16 protein-coding genes are annotated in these 18,303 nt (G+C 66.9%); 13 read left to right on the forward strand and 3 right to left on the reverse strand.

Translation table 11 applies throughout. The features are described 5' to 3' along the window. The first annotated feature begins 54 nt into the window (after nt 1–54). Nucleotides 55–1,011, forward strand: a complete 957-nt coding sequence (gene tal / locus J2W23_RS21890) for a transaldolase (RefSeq protein WP_176660336.1) — start codon at nt 55–57, stop codon at nt 1,009–1,011. Between the two features lie 2 nt (nt 1,012–1,013). Further along, a complete protein-coding gene (gene pgi, locus J2W23_RS21895; RefSeq protein WP_307650234.1) occupies nt 1,014–2,573 on the forward strand; it encodes a glucose-6-phosphate isomerase in 1,560 nt (519 codons plus the stop codon). Between the two features lie 9 nt (nt 2,574–2,582). On the opposite strand, the gene J2W23_RS21900 is transcribed toward pgi, so the two are convergent. Both J2W23_RS21900 and J2W23_RS21905 read right to left on the reverse strand, forming a co-directional pair. After that, on the reverse strand, nt 2,583–3,647 hold the full coding sequence (locus tag J2W23_RS21900; RefSeq protein WP_176660338.1) for a 4-hydroxythreonine-4-phosphate dehydrogenase PdxA: 1,065 nt from the start codon (nt 3,645–3,647) through the stop codon (nt 2,583–2,585). Between the two features lie 44 nt (nt 3,648–3,691). Further along, nucleotides 3,692–4,666, reverse strand: a complete 975-nt coding sequence (locus J2W23_RS21905) for a Bug family tripartite tricarboxylate transporter substrate binding protein (RefSeq protein ID WP_307650235.1) — start codon at nt 4,664–4,666, stop codon at nt 3,692–3,694. Between the two features lie 92 nt (nt 4,667–4,758). On the opposite strand from J2W23_RS21905, the gene J2W23_RS21910 reads away from it, so the two are divergent. The 11 genes from J2W23_RS21910 to xylB all read left to right on the forward strand — a co-directional run bounded on the left by J2W23_RS21910 (nt 4,759) and on the right by xylB (nt 16,551). Next, nucleotides 4,759–5,703: a LysR family transcriptional regulator gene (locus tag J2W23_RS21910; protein ID WP_307650236.1), complete on the forward strand. Its 945-nt coding sequence runs from the start codon at nt 4,759–4,761 to the stop codon at nt 5,701–5,703. Nucleotides 5,704–5,882: 179 nt separating this feature from the next. Further along, nucleotides 5,883–7,193: an ABC transporter substrate-binding protein gene (locus tag J2W23_RS21915; protein ID WP_176660340.1), complete on the forward strand. Its 1,311-nt coding sequence runs from the start codon at nt 5,883–5,885 to the stop codon at nt 7,191–7,193. Between the two features lie 144 nt (nt 7,194–7,337). Next, complete coding sequence (locus tag J2W23_RS21920) at nt 7,338–8,195, forward strand: carbohydrate ABC transporter permease (protein ID WP_307650237.1); 858 nt, start codon at nt 7,338–7,340, stop codon at nt 8,193–8,195. A gap of 10 nt (nt 8,196–8,205) precedes the next feature. Beyond that, nucleotides 8,206–9,030 (forward strand): carbohydrate ABC transporter permease, encoded by an 825-nt coding sequence (locus J2W23_RS21925; RefSeq protein ID WP_013539656.1) that lies wholly within the window; start codon nt 8,206–8,208, stop codon nt 9,028–9,030. A 17-nt stretch (nt 9,031–9,047) separates the two neighbouring features. Next, nucleotides 9,048–10,088, forward strand: a complete 1,041-nt coding sequence (locus tag J2W23_RS21930) for an ABC transporter ATP-binding protein (protein ID WP_307650238.1) — start codon at nt 9,048–9,050, stop codon at nt 10,086–10,088. Nucleotides 10,089–10,169: 81 nt separating this feature from the next. After that, on the forward strand, nt 10,170–11,549 hold the full coding sequence (gene dalD / locus J2W23_RS21935; RefSeq protein WP_307650333.1) for a D-arabinitol 4-dehydrogenase: 1,380 nt from the start codon (nt 10,170–10,172) through the stop codon (nt 11,547–11,549). Next, complete coding sequence (locus tag J2W23_RS21940) at nt 11,546–12,334, forward strand: L-iditol 2-dehydrogenase (protein WP_307650239.1); 789 nt, start codon at nt 11,546–11,548, stop codon at nt 12,332–12,334. Before dalD ends, J2W23_RS21940 begins: the two co-directional genes overlap by 4 nt. Before the next feature lie 99 nt (nt 12,335–12,433). Then, a complete protein-coding gene (locus J2W23_RS21945; protein ID WP_307650240.1) occupies nt 12,434–13,105 on the forward strand; it encodes a transaldolase family protein in 672 nt (223 codons plus the stop codon). Nucleotides 13,106–13,124: 19 nt separating this feature from the next. Next, nucleotides 13,125–14,078 carry a carbohydrate kinase family protein gene (locus J2W23_RS21950; protein ID WP_307650241.1) on the forward strand — a complete coding sequence of 318 codons (954 nt, stop codon included), beginning with the start codon at nt 13,125–13,127 and terminating at the stop codon, nt 14,076–14,078. Between the two features lie 24 nt (nt 14,079–14,102). Further along, nucleotides 14,103–15,062, forward strand: coding sequence for an AraC family transcriptional regulator (locus J2W23_RS21955; RefSeq protein ID WP_307650242.1), 960 nt, complete (start codon nt 14,103–14,105; stop codon nt 15,060–15,062). A gap of 22 nt (nt 15,063–15,084) precedes the next feature. Continuing rightward, a complete protein-coding gene (gene xylB, locus J2W23_RS21960) occupies nt 15,085–16,551 on the forward strand; it encodes a xylulokinase (protein ID WP_307650243.1) in 1,467 nt (488 codons plus the stop codon). Between the two features lie 71 nt (nt 16,552–16,622). On the opposite strand, the gene groL is transcribed toward xylB, so the two are convergent. After that, on the reverse strand, nt 16,623–18,278 hold the full coding sequence (gene groL, locus J2W23_RS21965) for a chaperonin GroEL (protein ID WP_176660348.1): 1,656 nt from the start codon (nt 18,276–18,278) through the stop codon (nt 16,623–16,625). Between the last annotated feature and the right edge of the window lie 25 nt (nt 18,279–18,303).

Raw genomic sequence — 18,303 nt, forward strand, 5'->3', positions numbered from 1 at the left:
CCGCCGCGCAACTGCGTGCAGGACTTGTCACAACCCGCACTGGATAATGATTTCATGAACCAACTCGATGCCCTCCGCCAATGGACCACCGTCGTTGCCGACACCGGTGACTTCAAGCAACTCAGCATTTCCAAGCCGCAGGACGCGACCACCAACCCGTCGCTGATCCTCAAGGCCGTTCAGAAACCCGAATACCGTCCCCTGCTCGACCAGACCGTGAAGAAGCACGCTGGCAAGCCGCTCGACGAGGTCATCGACCGCCTGCTGGTCAACTTCGGTACCGAAATCCTCCAGATCATTCCGGGCCGCGTCTCCACCGAAGTCGATGCGCGCCTCTCGTTCGACACCGCCGCCACCGTGGCCCGCGGCGAGCGCATCGTGGCGCTCTACAAGGCCGAAGGCATCGACACCGAAAAGCGCCTGCTGATCAAGGTCGCTTCCACCTGGGAAGGCATCGAAGCCGCGCGGCTGCTCGAGCAGAAGGGCATCCGCACCAACCTCACGCTGCTGTTCTCGTTCGCGCAGGCCGTGGCCTGCGGCGCAGCGGGCGTGCAGCTCATCTCGCCCTTCGTGGGCCGCATCTACGACTGGTACAAGAAGTCGGCCGGCGCCAAGTGGGACGAAGCCGCGAGCGCGGGCGCCAACGATCCGGGCGTGAAGTCGGTGCGCGAAATCTTCAACTACTACAAGCAGCACGGCATCAAGACCGAAGTCATGGGCGCGAGCTTCCGCAATGTGGGGCAGATCCAGGCGCTCGCGGGCTGCGACCTGCTGACCATCAGCCCCGAGCTGCTGGCCGAATTGGCTGCGAGCAACGAGCCGCTGGAACACGCGCTCGATGCCAAGGCCGCTGCCAAGGGCGACGCCAAGAAGGTGAGCTACGACGAAGCCGGCTTCCGCTTCGCGCTGAACGAAGACGCGATGGCCACCGAGAAGCTCGCCGAGGGCATCCGCGCCTTCGCGGCCGATGCGGTGAAGCTCGAGAAGCTGATGCAGGAAAGCGGCAAGTAAACATGGCCGTGACCCACGTGACCCAACGCTGCGACCGTGCGCCGGCCTGGGCGCAACTGCAGTCGTATTTCGAGACGGCCGGCCGCCAGTTCGACGTGCGCCATGCCTTCGTGGACGACGCGGGCCGCTTCGAGCGCTTCAGCCAGGAGGCGCCGTATGTGTTCGCCGACCTGTCCAAGAACCTGATCGACGCGCGCACCGAAGAGCTGCTGCTCACCCTGGCCCGCGAATGCGGCCTCGAGGCGCACCGCGACGCGATGTTCGCCGGCGAGCACATCAACAACACCGAAGACCGTGCGGTGCTGCACACGCTGCTGCGCGCGCCTGCGGACGCCAAGGTCGGCAAGACGGCCGACAAGCTGCGCGAGGTGCACGAAACGCTGGCCGCGATGCTGGCCTATGCCGAGAAGGTGCGCGGCGACCACACGATCACCGACGTGGTCAACATCGGCATCGGCGGCTCCGACCTCGGCCCGCAGATGGCGGTGCTGGCGCTCGCGGAGTTTGCGGCACCGGGCAAGCGCTTTCACTTCGTCTCGAACGTCGATGGCCACGAGCTCGCCGGCGTGCTGAAGGGCCTGGCGCCGGAGCACACGCTGTTCCTGATCGCCTCCAAGACCTTCACCACGGCCGAGACGATGACCAACGCGCTTTCGGCCAAGCGCTGGTACGAACAGTCGGGCGGCAACGACATCGCCGGCCACTTCGCCGCGCTCACGACGAATGTCGAAGCGGCGAAGAAGTTCGGCATCGACACCACCTTCGGTTTCTGGGACTGGGTGGGCGGCCGCTACTCGCTGTGGTCGGCCATCGGCCTGCCGATCGCGCTGGCCATCGGCGCGGACGGCTTTCGCCGGCTGCTCGCGGGCGCGCATGCGATGGACGAGCACTTCCGCACCGCGCCGCTCGCGCAGAACCTGCCGGTGCGGCTGGGCCTGCTCGACGTCTGGTACCGCAACTTCCACAAGTTCACGAGCCGCAGCATCGCGCCGTACCACAGCGCCTTGAAGCGCGTGCCGGCGTACCTGCAGCAGCTCGAGATGGAGAGCAACGGCAAGCAGGTCGATGCGAGCGGCAAGCCCGTGGCGTTCGGCACCTCGCCGGTGCTCTGGGGCGAGCCCGGCACCAACGGCCAGCACGCTTACTTCCAGATGCTGCACCAGGGCACGGACGTGATCCCGCTCGAATTCGTGGCGGTCCGCGATGCGGCGCACGACCTCGAAGGCCACCACCCCAAGCTCCTGGCCAACGCGCTCGCGCAGGCGCAGGCGCTGATGGTGGGCAAGCTCGACGAGGGCGGCCACAAGAACTTTCCGGGCAACCGGCCGAGCACCTTCTTCGTGTTCGAGAAGCTCACGCCCGAAGCGCTCGGCGCCTTCCTTGCGCTGTACGAGCACCGCGTGTTCACCAGCGGTGCGTTGTGGGGCATCAACAGCTTCGACCAGTGGGGCGTGGAGCTGGGCAAGGTGCTCGCGAAGGACATCGAGCCGCGCCTCGCCTCGGGCGACGTCACGGGGCTCGATGCCTCGACGGCTGGCCTGCTCAAGCGCCTGAGCTCCTGAGGAACCTCGTCAGGCCGTAGCGGTCTCGGCGCGCGCCTTCAGGGGCGCACCGCCGCTGGCCATCCGCACGCACAGGTCGAAGGCTTGCTGAAGCCCTTCGATCTGCGCGATGCCCTTGCCGGCAATGTCGAAGGCGCTGCCGCTGGCCGATGTGGCCACGGGCACGGGCAGCCCGCCGTGCAGGGTCACGCCCTGCTCGAAGCCCATGAGCTTCATCGCGATCTGTCCCTGGTCGTGGTACATCGACACCACCGCATCCACGTCGCCGCGACGCGCGCCGATGAACACCGTGTCGGGCGAGAACGGGCCGCGTGCGTCGTAGCCTTCGGCGCGCAGCTTCTCGATGGCCGGCGCGATGATCTCGATCTCTTCCATGCCGATGGAGCCGCCGTCGCCCGCGTGCGGGTTGAGTCCCGTCACCGCGATGCGCGGCTGTGCCACGCCCGCGCGGCGCAGCGCCTGCGCAATGATCTTCACCGCGTCGCCCACGCCCTCGACCGTGATGTGGCTCGCCACGTCTTTCAGCGGAATGTGCGAGGTCACGCGCGAGGTCCAGAGCGGCCCGGTGAGGTTGAACTCGCAGACAAAGCCCGCGACCGCGAAACGCTCCTGCATGTAGCGCAGTTCGTCTTCATGCGTGAGGCCGCCCAGGCGCAGCGAATGCTTGTTGAGCGGCGCGAAAAGAATCGCGTCGGCCTGCCCGCGCCGCACCACCACGGTCGCGTATTCGAGCGCCTCGAACGAGGCCCGGCCCGAGCGCTCGTTCGACTCGCCGAGCACCGGGGCCTCGCCCTCCATCCAGTCGCGCAGGTACAGGCTGGGCCGGCCGTCCTCGAAGCGCAGTTCGTCCAGGCTGTCGACCTGCAGCGGGGCCAGCTTCACGCCCGCCACGCGCTCGCCCTCGGCCAGCACGACCGGGTCGGCGATGAGCAGCACGCGCGCGGCGTCCAGGTTGCGCTGGCGCGCGAGCAGCTTCACGGCCATTTCGGGGCCGACGCCGCTGGGGTCGCCCAGCAGCACGACGATGCGGGGCTTGGCGGAGATCACGCTCGGGGTTTTCGTTGGCGTAGACATGGACATGGGTTCGGAGGTTGAAGTGAGTGGGGTGGAGGGCGGCCTCATTCGGCCTTGATGTTGGCGTCGCGCACGAGCTGGCCGTAGTGATCGAACTCCTGCTTGTTCATCGCCGCGAACGGGTCGCCGGTCAGCGTGCCGGGCTCGCCGCCCAGGGCCTTGATGCGCGCCTGCACGTCGGCCAGCTTGAGCGTGCGCACGAGTTCGGCGTTCAGCTTGTCGACCGCGGGGCGGGGCGTGCCGGCCGTCACGTAGAGGCCGTACCAGGTGGACACGTCGGCGCCCTTGATGCCCTGTTCGGCGAGCGTGGGCACGTCGGGCAGCTCGGGCGAGCGCTGCGGCGCGCTCACCGCCAGCGCGCGGAACTTGCCGGCCTTGATCTGGCCCATGGCCGAGGAGGTGCTGTCGAACATCATGTCGACCTCGCCCGAGATGATGTCGATGTGCGCCTGCGAGCTGCCCTTGTAGGGTACATGGATCGACTTCATGCCCGTGGCCAGGTTGAAGGCCTCGCCGCCCACGTGCTGCGTGCTGCCGATGCCCGACGACGCGTACTTGAAGCCGCCGGGCTTCGCGGCCATCGCTGCCACGAGGTCCTTCACCGATTTGTAGGGCGAGTTGGCCGGCACCACCAGCACGTTGGGCATCACCGCTACAAGGCCGATGGGCGTCAGGTCCTTCAGCGGGTCGTACTTGAGCTTGAGGATGTGCGGCGCCACCGCCTGCGCGGTGTTGGTGGCCAGCAGGAGCGTGGCGCCGTCGGCCGGCGCGCGCGCGGTGAGTTCGCCGGCGATGGTGTTGGAGGCGCCGGGGCGGTTCTCCACCGTCACGGGTTGCTTCAGCACTGGAGCGAACTTGTCGGCCAGCACACGCGCGAGGATGTCGGTGCCGCCGCCGGGCGAGGCGCCGACCATGATGCGCAGCGGCTTGTCCGGGTAGGTCGCTTGCGCACCGGCCGCCGTTGCGGCCAGCGCCAATGCGGCAAGGCTCGCCGCGCGGGCGAGGAAGGAAAGGCTCATCGGGTTGTCTCCTGTTTTGTTTGGCCCGAGCCTACGGAGCTTCACCTGTGCAATCCAATCGTAAAAGTCCGAAGGTCCATATACTTTTGTGCATGACCGATGCGACCCCGGGCCTGACCGATGCCTCGCTGATGCTCCATGTGCGGCCGCGCCAGTTGCTGCTTTTGGCCCGGCTCGACGCCCACCGCCACCTCGGGCGCGCGGCCGAAGCCATGAACATCAGCCAGCCCGCCGCCACCAAGCTGCTGCAGCAACTGGAAGATTCGCTCGGCGAAAAGCTCTTCGAGCGCCTCGCGCGCGGCATGGAGCCCACGCCCTACGGCGAGATCTTGATCCGCTACGCCCGCCGCGTGCTCAGCGACTTCGGCACCGCGCGCGAGGAAATGATGGCGCTGCGCTCGGGCCTCCGCGGCGCGCTGCGCGTGGGCAGCGTGCCCGGCGCGGTGGCCGAGCTGCTGGCACCGGCGCTGGTGGAATACCACCGCCGCCATCCGCAGGTCGCGGTGTCGGTGGTGGTCGAGACCAGCGACGTGATGCAGGCGCAGCTGGAGCAGGGCGACGTCGATCTCGTGCTGGGCCGGCTCACCGACAGCCACGACGAGGCGAAGTACGCGAGCGTGCCGCTGCTGGGCGAATCGCAGGTGGCGGTGGTGCGCGCGGCGCACCCGGTGCTCGAGCGCACCACCCCGGTCACGCTGGCCGAGATGGCAGGCTGGTCGTGGGTGCTGCAGCCGCCGGGCTCGCCGCAGCGTGGGCGCTTCGAGGCGGCGATGCGGGAGGCGGGCATCCAGGCGCGGCTGGACATCATCGAAACGGCATCGCCCATCGCCATCACGGCGCTGCTGGAGAACTCCGACATGGCGGCCGTGATGCCGGCCTCGCAGGCCGACCATTACGCCCGGCTGGGTGTGCTGCGCACCGTGCCGGTGGAACTGCCGGTGCGGGTGCCGCCCATCTGCCTCATCACCCGCGAGGACCGGGCGCTCTCGCCGGCGGCCGCGCAGTTTCGGCGCCAGCTGCTCGGCGGCGGCGCCTGAAGCCTTTGGGCTGCTGTTTTCCATGCTGTATTGCGTTAACTAGGGATTTCACTAGCCAACCAGTGCATGAAAGTACTGGAGGTAACCGACGAAGTACCAAAACTGCAATTGAGTTTCTCCAGAATCCTCCCCACGGCGACCCGACACCAAGAGGGCGTCGCTCACCTCTAGGAGACAACATGAAGCGATTTCTGAAAGCCGGCCTCGTCCTCGCACTTCTCGGCACGGGGCTCGTGTCCCAGGCCGCCACCGAACTCGTGATCGCGACCGTGAACAACGGCCACATGATCGAGATGCAGAAGCTCACCCCCTTCTTCGAGAAAGCCAACCCCGACATCAAGCTCAAGTGGGTCACGCTGGAAGAAGGCACGCTGCGCCAGCGCGTGACCACCGACATCGCCACCAAGGGCGGCCAGTTCGACGTGATGACCATCGGCCTGTACGAAGCGCCGATCTGGTCGAAGAAGGGCTGGCTGCAGCCCATCGCCACCGACGCCGCCTATGACGCGGACGACCTGCTGCCCGCCATTCGCGCCGGCCTGTCGTACGAAGGCAAGCTCTACGCAGCGCCCTTCTACGGCGAGAGCTCGATGCTCATGTACCGCAAGGACCTGGCCGACAAGGTCGGCTTCAAGATGCCCGAGCAGCCCACCTGGAACCAGGTGAAGGAGCTGGCCGGCAAGATCCACGACCCGAAGGCGGGCGTCTACGGCATGTGCCTGCGCGGCAAGCCGGGCTGGGGCGACAACATGGCCTTCCTCACGACGCTGGTCAACACCAACGGCGGCCAGTGGTTCGACATGCAGTGGAAGCCGCAGATCGACACCAAGCCCTGGAAGGACGCGATCAACTTCTACGTCGACCTGATGAAGGCCTACGGCCCGCCGGGCGCCTCGGCCAACAGCTTCAACGAGAACCTGGCGCTGTTCAACGAAGGCAAGTGCGGCATGTGGGTGGACGCGACCATCGCGGCCTCGTTCATCAGCGATCCGAAGCAGTCGAAGGTGGCCGACAAGGTGGCCTTCGCACAGGCACCCGTCGCCGTGACGCCCAAGGGCGCCAACTGGCTGTGGACCTGGAACCTGGCGATTCCCGCCAGTTCGACCAAGGGCGCCGCCGCGCAGACCTTCGTGAAGTGGGCGACCTCCAAGGAGTACGTCAACCTCGTGGCCAAGGAGCACGGCTGGGGCACCGTGCCCACCGGCACGCGCAAGTCGACCTATGCGAACCCCGAGTTCCAGAAGGTGGCCAAGTTCGCCGCCGCAGAGAAGAAGGCCATCGACAGTGCCAACCTGAGCGACAGCACGCTGCCCAAGTCGCCGTACGTCGGCGTGCAGTACGCGGCCATTCCCGAGTTCCAGGCCATCGGCACCGGCGTGGGCCAGCAGATGAGCGCGGCGCTGTCGGGCAAGGTCACGGTCGACCAGGCGCTGAAGACCTCGCAGACGCTGGCCGAGCGCGAGATCAAGAAGTCGGGCCAGTACAAGTAAAAGAGTGCCTGTTTCCCTCTCCCCCCGGGGAGAGGGCCAGGGTGAGGGCGCGGCGCGTCCACGATCGCCGCCGCATGCCCCCGCCCCAACCCTCCCCGCCCGCGGGAGAGGGGGCAACGGCCAGCAGCCAGAGAGGAACACACAATGAAAAGACTCCTGCCCCGGGCCCTCATGGCGCCCGCAGTGCTCACGCTCTTCCTCTGGATGATCGTGCCGCTCCTGATGACGTTGTATTTCTCCTTCGTGAACTACAACCTCATGCAGCCCGGCGAACGCACGTTCGCGGGCATCGAGAACTTTCACTACTTCGTCACCGATCCGGACTTCTGGCCCGCCACCTGGAACACGCTGCTGCTGATCGGCAGCGTGATCGTCATCACGGTGGTGTTCGGCGTGCTGCTCGCGCTGCTGGTGAACGAACCGTTCCCGGGTCGCGGCATCGTGCGGGTGCTGCTGATCTCGCCGTTCTTCGTCATGCCGGCAGTCAACGCGCTGCTGTGGAAGCACATGATGATGAACCCCATCTACGGCATCCTGGCCGACGTGTGGCGCTTCTTCGGCGCGCAGCCCGTGGACTGGCTCACCGACGTGCCCTTGCTCTCGGTGATCATCATGGTGGCCTGGCAGTGGCTGCCCTTCGCATGCCTCATCTTCATCACCTCGCTGCAGTCGCTCGACCGCGAACAGATGGAGGCCGCGCGCATGGACGGCGCGAGTTCGTTCCAGCGCTTCTTCTATCTCACCATTCCGCACCTGGGCCGCCCGATGGCCGTGGTGATCATGATCGAGATGATCTTCCTGCTCAGCGTGTTCGCCGAGATCGCCATCACCACCAATGGCGGCCCGGGCAACGAGAGCACGAACATGACCTACCTGATCTTCAAGCAGTCGCTGATGAATTTCGACGTGGGCGTGGCCTCCGCCGGTGCGCTGTTCGCGGTGGTGCTGGCCAACATCGTGGCGGTGTTCCTCATTCGCATCATCGGCAAGAACCTGGACTGAAGGAACGACCATGCAACCCAGCAACTTCCTTCCCCAGCTGCTGCGCACCGTCGGTGCGTGGGCCGTGGCGCTGCTCCTGTTCTTTCCGCTCGGCTGGCTGTTTCTCACGGCCTTCAAGACGGAGCTGCAGGCGATCCATGTGCCGCCGCTTTTCATCTTCGAGCCCACGCTCGACAACTTCGGCGAAGTGCAGCGCCGCAGCGACTACCTGCTGTATGCGCGCAACTCGCTCATCACCAGCCTGGGCTCGACGATCCTCGGCCTGCTGATCGCGGCACCCGCCGCGTACTCGATGGCGTTCTTCCGCACGAAGAAGACGCGCGACATCCTCATGTGGATGCTCTCCACCAAGATGATGCCGGCCGTCGGTGCGCTGGTGCCGATCTACGTGCTCGCGCAGACCGCGGGCATGCTGGATTCGCTCACCGCGCTCACCATCGTGTTCACGCTGTCGAACCTGCCGATCATGGTGTGGATGCTCTACAGCGCCTACAAGGACATTCCGAACGAAATCCTGGAAGCCGCGCGCATGGATGGCGCGAGCCTGTGGACCGAGTTCCGCCATGTCGTGATGCCGCTGTCGGTCGGCGGGCTCGCATCGACCGGTCTGCTGTGCCTGGTGCTGAGCTGGAACGAGGCTTTCTGGGCGCTGAACCTCACCTCCGCCAAGGCCGGCACGCTGGCGACGCTGATCGCCTCGTACTCCAGCCCCGAGGGCCTGTTCTGGGCCAAGTTGTCGGCCGCCTCGCTGATGGCGATTGCGCCCATCGTCGTGTTCGGCTGGTTCAGCCAAAAGCAGTTGGTGCAAGGCCTGACCTTCGGCGCCGTCAAGTAAAGAAAGGGAGACATCTCATGGCATACCTCGAACTCAAGAACATCAAGAAGAGCTTTGGTGACGTCAACATCATCAAGGGCGTCGACCTCGAAATCCAGAAGGGCGAGTTCATCGTCTTCGTCGGGCCTTCGGGCTGCGGCAAGTCGACGCTGCTGCGCCTGATTGCGGGCCTGGAGCCGATCACCAGCGGCAACCTGCTGCTCGACGGCAAGGACATCACCTGGACGCCTTCGGGCAAGCGCGACCTGGCGATGGTGTTCCAGAGCTATGCGCTGTATCCGCACATGAGCGTGTACGACAACATGTCCTTCGCGCTGAAGCTCGCGGGCGTGTCGAAGGACGAGATCAGGACCAAGGTCGAGTACGCAGCGAAGACGCTGAACCTCACGCAGTACCTGGACCGCACGCCGAAAGATTTGTCGGGCGGCCAGCGCCAGCGCGTGGCCATCGGACGCGCGATCGTGCGTGCGCCGAAGGTGTTCCTCTTCGACGAGCCGCTGTCGAACCTCGACGCGGCGCTGCGCGGCAACACCCGCGTGGAGATCCACAAGCTGCACCGCGCGCTCGGCGCGACCACGATCTACGTGACGCACGACCAGGTCGAGGCCATGACGCTGGCCGACCGCGTGGTGGTGCTGAAAGACGGGCTGATCGAGCAGGTCGGCACGCCCCTGGAGCTGTACGACCGCCCAGCCAACCAGTTCGTCGCGCAGTTCATCGGCATGCCGTCGATGAACATGGTGGCGGCGAGCGCGATCCCGAGTTTCTCGGCGGCCACCGGCGGACGCCTGCCGAACGACGGCTTCCTCGGCGTGCGGCCCGAAGGCCTGCGCGTGCATCCGAAGCAGGGCGCGCCGGTGTCGGACGTGCTGGGGCGCGTGGAGCTGATCGAAGCACTCGGTGCCGACACGCTGATCCACGTCGATGTCGGCGGCGTGCCGCTCATCGCACGGCAGAACGACCGCACGCCCCTGCAGGCGGGCGACGACGTGGCGGTCGAGCTCGACCCCGGCGTCCTGCATCTCTTCAACCGCGAAGGCCGTTCGGTCTCCGCCTGATTTTTCTTTGACGGACATTTCCCCGTGACTCTCGCAGCAGCGTCTATTGCGCAAACACCACCGGTTCTCTCTGAGTTCACGGTGCTTCACCTGGGCCTGGGTTCGTTCCACCGCGCCCACCAGGCCGTCTACCTGCAGCGGCTGATCGAGGCGGGCGACACCCGCTGGTCGCTGTCGGGCGCCAACATCCGGCCCGACATGGCCGAGGTCGTCGCTGCCCTGCGGGCGCAGGGCGGGCGCTACACGCTGGAGACGGTGTCGCCCGCGGGCGAGTACCGCTACGAGCGGATCGAGGCGATCCGCGAGGTGCTGCCTTATGAGCCCTCGCTCGCCGCGGTGATCGCGCGCGGCGCGGCGCCGTCGACGCGCATCGTCTCGTTCACCGTGACCGAGGCGGGCTACTACCTCGACGCGAAGGACAACAGGCTCGACCTGTCGTTCGCGGACCTCGCCGCCGACATCGAACGCGCGCGGCGCGGCGAGGCGGGGGAGACGATCTACGGCGCGGTGTGCGCGATCCTGCGTGCGCGCAAGGCGGCGGGCTCGGGCCCGGTCACGCTGCTGAACTGCGACAACCTGCGCCACAACGGCGACCGCTTCCACGGCGGGCTCTTGCAGTTCATCGAGCGCACGGGCGATGCCGACCTGCTGGCTTGGACCGGCGCCAACACCCGCTGCCCGAACGCGATGGTCGACCGCATCACGCCACGGCCGCCGCCCGAGCTGCGCGCGCGCGTGCTGGCCGCCACCGGCCGCGACGACGCCGCGCCGATCACGGGCGAGAGCTTCATCCAGTGGGTCATCGAGGACAACTTCATCGCCGGCCGGCCCGACTGGGGGCGCGTGGGCGTGGAACTGGTCGCGTCGGTGCAGCCGTATGAAGAGGCCAAGATCCGCATCCTCAACGCGACGCACAGTTGCATCGCCTGGGCGGGCACGCTGATCGGCCTCGAATTCATCCACGAAGGCACGCACGATGCCGCCGTCCGCAAGATGGCCTACGACTACGTGACCGACGACGTCATCCCCTGCCTGAGCCCGAGCCCCATCGACCTCGCGGCCTACCGCGACGTGGTGCTCGACCGCTTCGGCAACCCCGCGATCCGCGACACCAACCAGCGCGTGGCGGCGGACGGTTTCTCCAAGATCCCGGGCTTCATCGCGCCGACCGTGCGCGAGCGCCTGGCCGCGGGGCAGGGCATCGACAGCGTGGCGATGCTGCCGGCGCTGTTCCTCGCCTTCCTGCAGCGCTGGCATCGCGGCGCGCTGCCCTATGCCTACCAGGACCAAAGCATGGACGAGGCGGTGGCGCACGCGATCTGCGATGCGGCCGATCCGGTCGCCGCGCTGTGCGCCGACGCGGGCCTGTGGGGCGACCTCGCGGGCGATGCGCGGCTGGTCGAGGCGGTACGCAAGGCCAGCGCACGGGTCGTGCGTTTTGTCGAAGGCGACGTGAAATGAGCGGCCGCCTGCAAGACCGCCATGTGCTGCTGACCGGTGCGGGCGGCGGCATCGGTCTTGCGGTGGCCGAGGCCTGCATCGCCGAGGGTGCGCGCTGCAGCGTGGTCGACCGTGCGGCCGGTGCGCCGGACGCGGTGCGCGCGGTGCAGCAGCGCCATCCCGGCAGCCTTGTCTACATCGCGGCCGACGTTACGCGCACGCAAGACATCCAGCGCCTGCTGGCAGAGGCGCTTGCCGCCTTCGGCCCCGTCCACACGCTTTTCAACAACGCCGCAGTGTTCGATCTCGCACCGCTGCTGGAGAGCGATGAAGCCTCGTTCGACAAGCTCTTCGCGGTCAACGTGAAGGGCATGTTCTTCGTGATGCAGGCCGTGCTGCGCCACATGGTGGAGGCCGGCACAGAGGGCGCGTCGGTCATCAACATGGCCTCGCAGGCCGGGCGCCGCGGCGAGGCGCTGGTGTCGCATTACTGCGCGACCAAGGCGGCTGTCATCAGCTACACGCAGAGCGCCGCGCTCGCGATGGCGCCGCACGGCATCCGCGTCAACGGCATCGCGCCGGGCGTGGTCGACACGCCGATGTGGGACCACGTCGACAGCCTGTTCGCCAGGGCCGAAGGGCTGCCGCCTGGCGAGAAGAAGCGTCGCGTGGGGCTCGAGGTGCCGCTCGGGCGCATGGGCGTGCCGGGCGACATCGCGGGCGCCGCGGTGTTCCTCGCCAGCGACGAGGCACGCTACATCACGGCGCAGACGCTGAACGTCGATGGCGGCAACGTCATGAGCTGAAATGAGGGCGGATAAGAAAGTATCGGGACCTCTCACTTTGGTGCGGTGAAATCCGCCCGGCTCGGTGAGAAGATCGGTTTTCCTTGCAGCACGCAACCCATGAACGAAGACTTCCATCTCTACCTCGACAGCGCCGACCTGGCAGAGTTGAAAACCTGCCTGCCGCACCCGGTTGTCCACGGTGTGACGACCAACCCGACGCTGCTGAAACGCGCGGGTGTCGGCCGCGGCGAGGTGCCCGGCCTGCTCAAGCGCTGCCTCGACTTTGGGGCGCGGCAGGTGCAGGCGCAGGTGTATTCGAGCGAGGTCGACGGCATGCTCGAAGACGCGAAAGCACTGCTCTCGCACTTCGACCGCGGCCAGCTGGTCGTCAAGATTCCCGCCACGCGCCAGGGCCTCGATGCCGGCGCGCGGCTCATCGCGCAAGGCGTGCCCGTGACGTGGACGGCCGTGTACGCCCCCGAGCAGGCGCACTTCGCCGCGCAACTGGGCGCGGCCTATGCGGCGCCGTATCTCGGGCGGCTCGAGGACGCGGGTGTCGACGGATTGGGGCTCATCGCGCAGATGCAGGCGCTGGTCGCGCAGCGGCCTTCGCCCCGCACGCGCCTCCTGGTGGCGAGCATCCGGTCGCGCGAGGCGTACCTGTCGCTGCTGGCGCTGGGCGTCGGGGCCATCACGATCCCGCCGCGCCTTTTTGCCGAACTGCTGGACCATCCGGCCACGCTGGCCGCCGAGCGCGGCTTCCTTGCCGATGCCGGTGATCTGACCTGATCCACAAGATTCAAGAATCATGCGAATTGCACTCACGGGCGAAGCCCTGATCGATTTCACCGCCAGCGAGGCAGGCACCCTGGCGTTCCTCGGGCACGAGGGCGGCTCGCCGCTCAACACGGCCGTGGCCTGCGCGCGCCTCGGGGTGCACACCGGGTTTCTCACGCAGCTGTCGACCGACCTGTTCGGCGAGCGGCTGATGAGCTTTCTGGCAGGCAACGGCGTGGACACCAGCTTCATCCTGCGCAGCAATGCGCCCTCGACGCTGGCCTTCGTCGAGCGCACGCCGCAGACCAACCGCTACGCGTTCTACACGCAAGGCAGCGCCGATGCGACCTGGTCGCCCGAGCCGCTGCCGCAGCTGCCGGCGGATTGCCGCTTCCTGCACTTCGGCTCGATCTCGCTGCTGCAGGAGCCGGCGTCGACGCGCATTGCCGACCTCATCACCGCGAACGCCGGGCGCTGCGTGATCGTGTTCGACCCGAACGTGCGGCCGAGCCTCATCCCCGACATGGCCGCCTTTCGCAGCCGCGTGACGAACTGGCTGGCGATGGCCGACCTGGTCAAGCTCAGCGACGAAGATGCCGAGCTGCTCGCACCCGGCCAGCCGGTCGATGCGCTGGCCGCCGATTGCCTGAAGGCCGGTGCGCGTGCGGTGATCGTCACGCGCGGCGGTGCGGGCGCCACGCTCTGGCGTACGGGGCACGCGCCGCTCACCGTGGCCGCGCCGCGCGTCACCGTGGTCGACACCATCGGCGCGGGCGACACCTTCACGGCGGGGCTCTCGGTGTCGCTGCTCGCGCACGGCGTCGAGCATCCGGCGCAACTCGGCGAGCTGAGCGACGAGGCCTGGACCGAGGTGATGCGCTTCGCCGCCACCGCCGCCGCCCTGAACTGCACCCGCGAAGGGGCAGATCCACCCACCCTGGAAGCCGTTCACAACGCGCTGGCCCAGGCAGACAATCGAGGCTGATTCCAGGCTTCGCCTTCTGCTGCCATGACGACGTCCACACGCAAACGTTCGGTCCCCCGTCAGCGCCAACCCGAGCTGGAGCGCGACTTTGCGCGCTCGCCCTCGCTGGGCTACGAGGCCCCTGAAGAAACCGGCCTGGTGCGCTGCCTCGCGCACGGTTTCCCGAGCCCGCTGGTGCGATGGCACTTCCATGAAGACTACGAGCTGCACCTGATCACCGAGACCTCGGGCAAGGCCTTCATCGGCGACTGGATCGGGCCGTTCCAGCCCGGGCACCTCGTGCTCTGCGGGCCGCGCTTGCCGCACAACTGGATCTCGCTCGATGTGCCCGAAGGCGGCGCCGCAGGGCGCGACCGGGTGATCCAGTTTCGCCATGAGCCGATCGAACTGGCGGCCGCCGAGATTCCGGAACTGCGCGAAGTGATGCAACTGCTGGAGCGCGCACGCCACGGCATCGAGTTCTTCGGCATGTCGCAGCAGGCGCAGACGCACTGGGACAACATCAAGGCCGCGCGCGGCGTGCGCCGGCTCGGCCTGTTCCTCGAGTTCATGGCCGATCTGGCGCAATGCACCGACTACAGGCTGCTCTCGAGCGTGCAGATGCAGGGCGCGCAGGGCAGCGACGGCGATGCGCAGGTGGACCAGATCAACGAGGTCGTCAACCGCATCACCAACAACATGGCCGAGCCGATCTCGATGTCGGATGTGGCGGCCGAGTTGGGCATGAGCGAGAGCCGCTTCAGCCGCTTCTTCCGGCGCTCGACCGGCAACAGCTTCACCGATTTCGTCAACCGTGTGCGCATCAACAGCGCCTGCCACCTGCTGATGCAGACCGACCACTACGTGACGGACATCTGCTATCAGGTCGGCTTCAACAACGTGGCGAATTTCAACCGGCGCTTTCTCGAAATCAAGGGCATGACGCCCAGCGAGTTCCGGCGCCAGGCCGACACCCGTTTCGGCTCGGGTATTTCTTCTTCATAGTCAAAAAAGCAGGGAGTTCATCTTGTATCTGGGACTCGACCTCGGCACGTCCGAGCTCAAGGCGCTGTTGCTCGCGGACGATCACCGCATCGTCGGCGTGGCGCGCGCGGCACTCACGGTCAAACGGCCGCAACCGCTCTGGTCGGAGCAGGCACCGAGCCAATGGTGGCAAGCGCTGGAGGAGGTCATGGCCGAGCTTCGTGGAGCGCATGCCGAAGCGCTGTCGGCGGTGCGGGCCATCGGCCTGTCGGGGCAGATGCACGGTGCCACGCTGCTCGACGCGGCGGGCGAGGTGCTGCGTCCGGCCATCCTCTGGAACGACGGGCGCAGCGGCGCGCAGTGCGATGAACTTGCGCGCGCCGTGCCGCGCCTGGGCGAGATCGCGGGCAACCTCGCGATGCCCGGGTTCACCGCGCCCAAGCTGTTGTGGGTGCGCGAGCACGAGCCAGAGATCTTCAAGCGCACGGCACGGGTGCTGCTTCCCAAGGACTGGCTGCGCTTCATGCTCAGCGGCGAGGCGGTCAGCGAGATGTCGGATGCGGCGGGCACGCTGTGGCTCGACGTGGGCGCGCGCGACTGGTCCGACGAACTGCTCGCCGCCACGGGGCTCACGCGCGATCACATGCCGCGGCTGGTCGAGGGCAGCGAAGTCTCCGCGCTGCTCAAGCCCGAACTTGCAGCGCGCTGGGGATTGCGCGAGGGAGTGAAGATCGCGGGCGGTGCCGGCGACAACGCGGCGAGCGCGGTCGGCATGGGGCTGGTGGAGCCGGGGCAGGGGTTCGTGTCGCTCGGTACCTCGGGTGTGGTGTTCGTCTCGACCGACCGTTTCTTGCCGAATCCCGCGCAGGCGATGCATGCCTTCTGCCATGCACTGCCCAAGCGCTGGCACCAGATGTCGGTGATGCTCTCGGCCGCGAGCGCGGTGAGCTGGGCCGCCAAGGCGTTCAAGTTCGCCGATGAATCCGCGCTGCTCGCGGCGGCGGCATCGGTTGCGCTGGAGGACCGGGCGCGCTGCCCGCTGTTCCTGCCGTACCTGTCGGGCGAACGCTCGCCGCACAACAACCCGAATGCGCAAGGCGCGCTGTTCGGCCTCACGCATGCGCATGGCGCCGCGGAGATCGCCTATGCGGTGGTCGAGGGTGTGAGCTTCGGCCTGCGCGATGGCTTCGACACGCTGCGTTTGCCGGCCGATATGCCGCTGCGCGAAGTCGCGCTGGTGGGCGGTGGGGCGCGCAGCATCTGGTGGGGCCAGTTGCTGGCCGACATCTTCCAGGTGCCGCTGACGCTCTATGCAGGCAGCGAGACGGGCGGGGCGCTCGGTGCGGCGCGGCTTGCGTGGCTGGCCGATGGCGGTGCGGTGGCGGAGGTGTGCACGCTGCCGCCGGTCAAGCAGAAGCTCGTGCCTTCGTCGGAAGGGGCCGATGGGCACAAGACGCGGCATGCGCGTTTTCAGGTGCTGTACATGGCGTTGCGCGATCAGTTTCGTTGAATCGAATGCGCAATGAAAAAGGGCCGCTTACGCGGCCCTTTTTACTTTGGTGAGCAGAGCTCAGCCGGGCATTACATGCCCATGCCGCCCATTCCGCCCATGCCGCCCATGTCGGGCATGCCGCCACCGCCGGCGCCCGACTCGTCCTTGGGTGCGTCAGCAACCATGGCTTCGGTCGTCAGCAGCAGCGAGGACACCGAAGCGGCGTTCTGCAGTGCGGTGCGGGTGACCTTCGTCGGGTCCAGGATGCCCAGCTCGAGCATGTCGCCGTACGTGTCGTTCGCAGCGTTGAAGCCGTAGTTGCCCTTGCCGGCCAACACAGCGTTCACCACCACCGAGGCTTCGCCGCCGGCGTTGTTCACGATCTCGCGCAGGGGCGCTTCGATGGCCTTGAGCACCAGCTTGATGCCGGCTTCCTGGTCGGCGTTGTCGCCCTTGACCGAGTCGCCCACGGCTTGCTTGGCACGCAGCAGAGCCACGCCGCCGCCAGCAACCACGCCTTCTTCCACTGCAGCGCGGGTGGCGTGCAGGGCGTCTTCGACGCGAGCCTTCTTTTCCTTCATTTCGACTTCGGTGGCAGCGCCAACCTTGATCACTGCCACGCCGCCGGCCAGCTTGGCCACGCGCTCTTGCAGCTTTTCACGGTCGTAGTCGCTGGTCGCTTCTTCGATCTGCACGCGGACTTGCTTCACGCGGGCTTCGATGTCGGCAGCGGCGCCGGCGCCGTCGATGATGATTGTGTTTTCCTTGCCCACTTCGATGCGCTTGGCTTGGCCGAGGTCGGCCAGCGTCACCTTCTCGAGCGTCAGGCCCACTTCTTCAGCGATGACCTTGCCGCCCGTCAGGATGGCGATGTCTTCCAGCATGGCCTTGCGGCGGTCGCCGAAACCAGGTGCCTTGACGGCCACGACCTTCAGGATGCCGCGGATCGTGTTCACGACCAGCGTAGCCAGGGCTTCGCCTTCGACTTCTTCGGCAATGATCAGCAGCGGACGGCCAGCCTTGGCGACTTGTTCCAGCGTGGGGAGCAGGTCGCGGATGTTGCTGATCTTCTTGTCGAACAGCAGCACGAACGGGTTGTCGAGCAGCGCCGATTGCTTTTCGGGGTTGTTGATGAAGTAGGGCGACAGGTAGCCGCGGTCGAATTGCATGCCTTCGACGACGTCCAGTTCGCTGTCCAGCGACTTGCCGTCTTCGACGGTGATCACGCCTTCCTTGCCGACCTTGTCCATCGCGTCAGCGATGAGCTTGCCGATGGTTTCGTCGCTGTTGGCCGAGATGGAGCCGACTTGCGCGATTTCCTTGGAGGTGGTGGTGGGCTTGGAAGCCTTCTTCAGCTCGGCGACCAGGGCCGTCACGGCCTTGTCGATGCCGCGCTTCAGGTCCATCGGGTTCATGCCGGCAGCCACCAGCTTGAAACCTTCGCGAACGATGGCCTGGGCCAGCACGGTCGCGGTGGTGGTGCCGTCACCGGCGTTGTCCGAAGTCTTGGAGGCCACTTCCTTCACGAGCTGGGCGCCCATGTTCTGGAGCTTGTCCTTGAGTTCGATTTCCTTGGCGACGGACACACCGTCCTTGGTCACGGTGGGGGCGCCGAACGAGCGTTCGAGCACCACGTTGCGGCCCTTGGGGCCCAGGGTCACCTTGACTGCGTTGGCCAGGATGTTGACACCCTCGACCATGCGTGCGCGGGCTTCACCGCCGAAGACTACGTCTTTTGCTGCCATGTTTATTTACTCCGAATGGATGAAA

Source organism: Variovorax boronicumulans (assembly GCF_030812215.1).
GTDB classification, from domain to species: domain Bacteria; phylum Pseudomonadota; class Gammaproteobacteria; order Burkholderiales; family Burkholderiaceae_C; genus Variovorax; species Variovorax boronicumulans_C.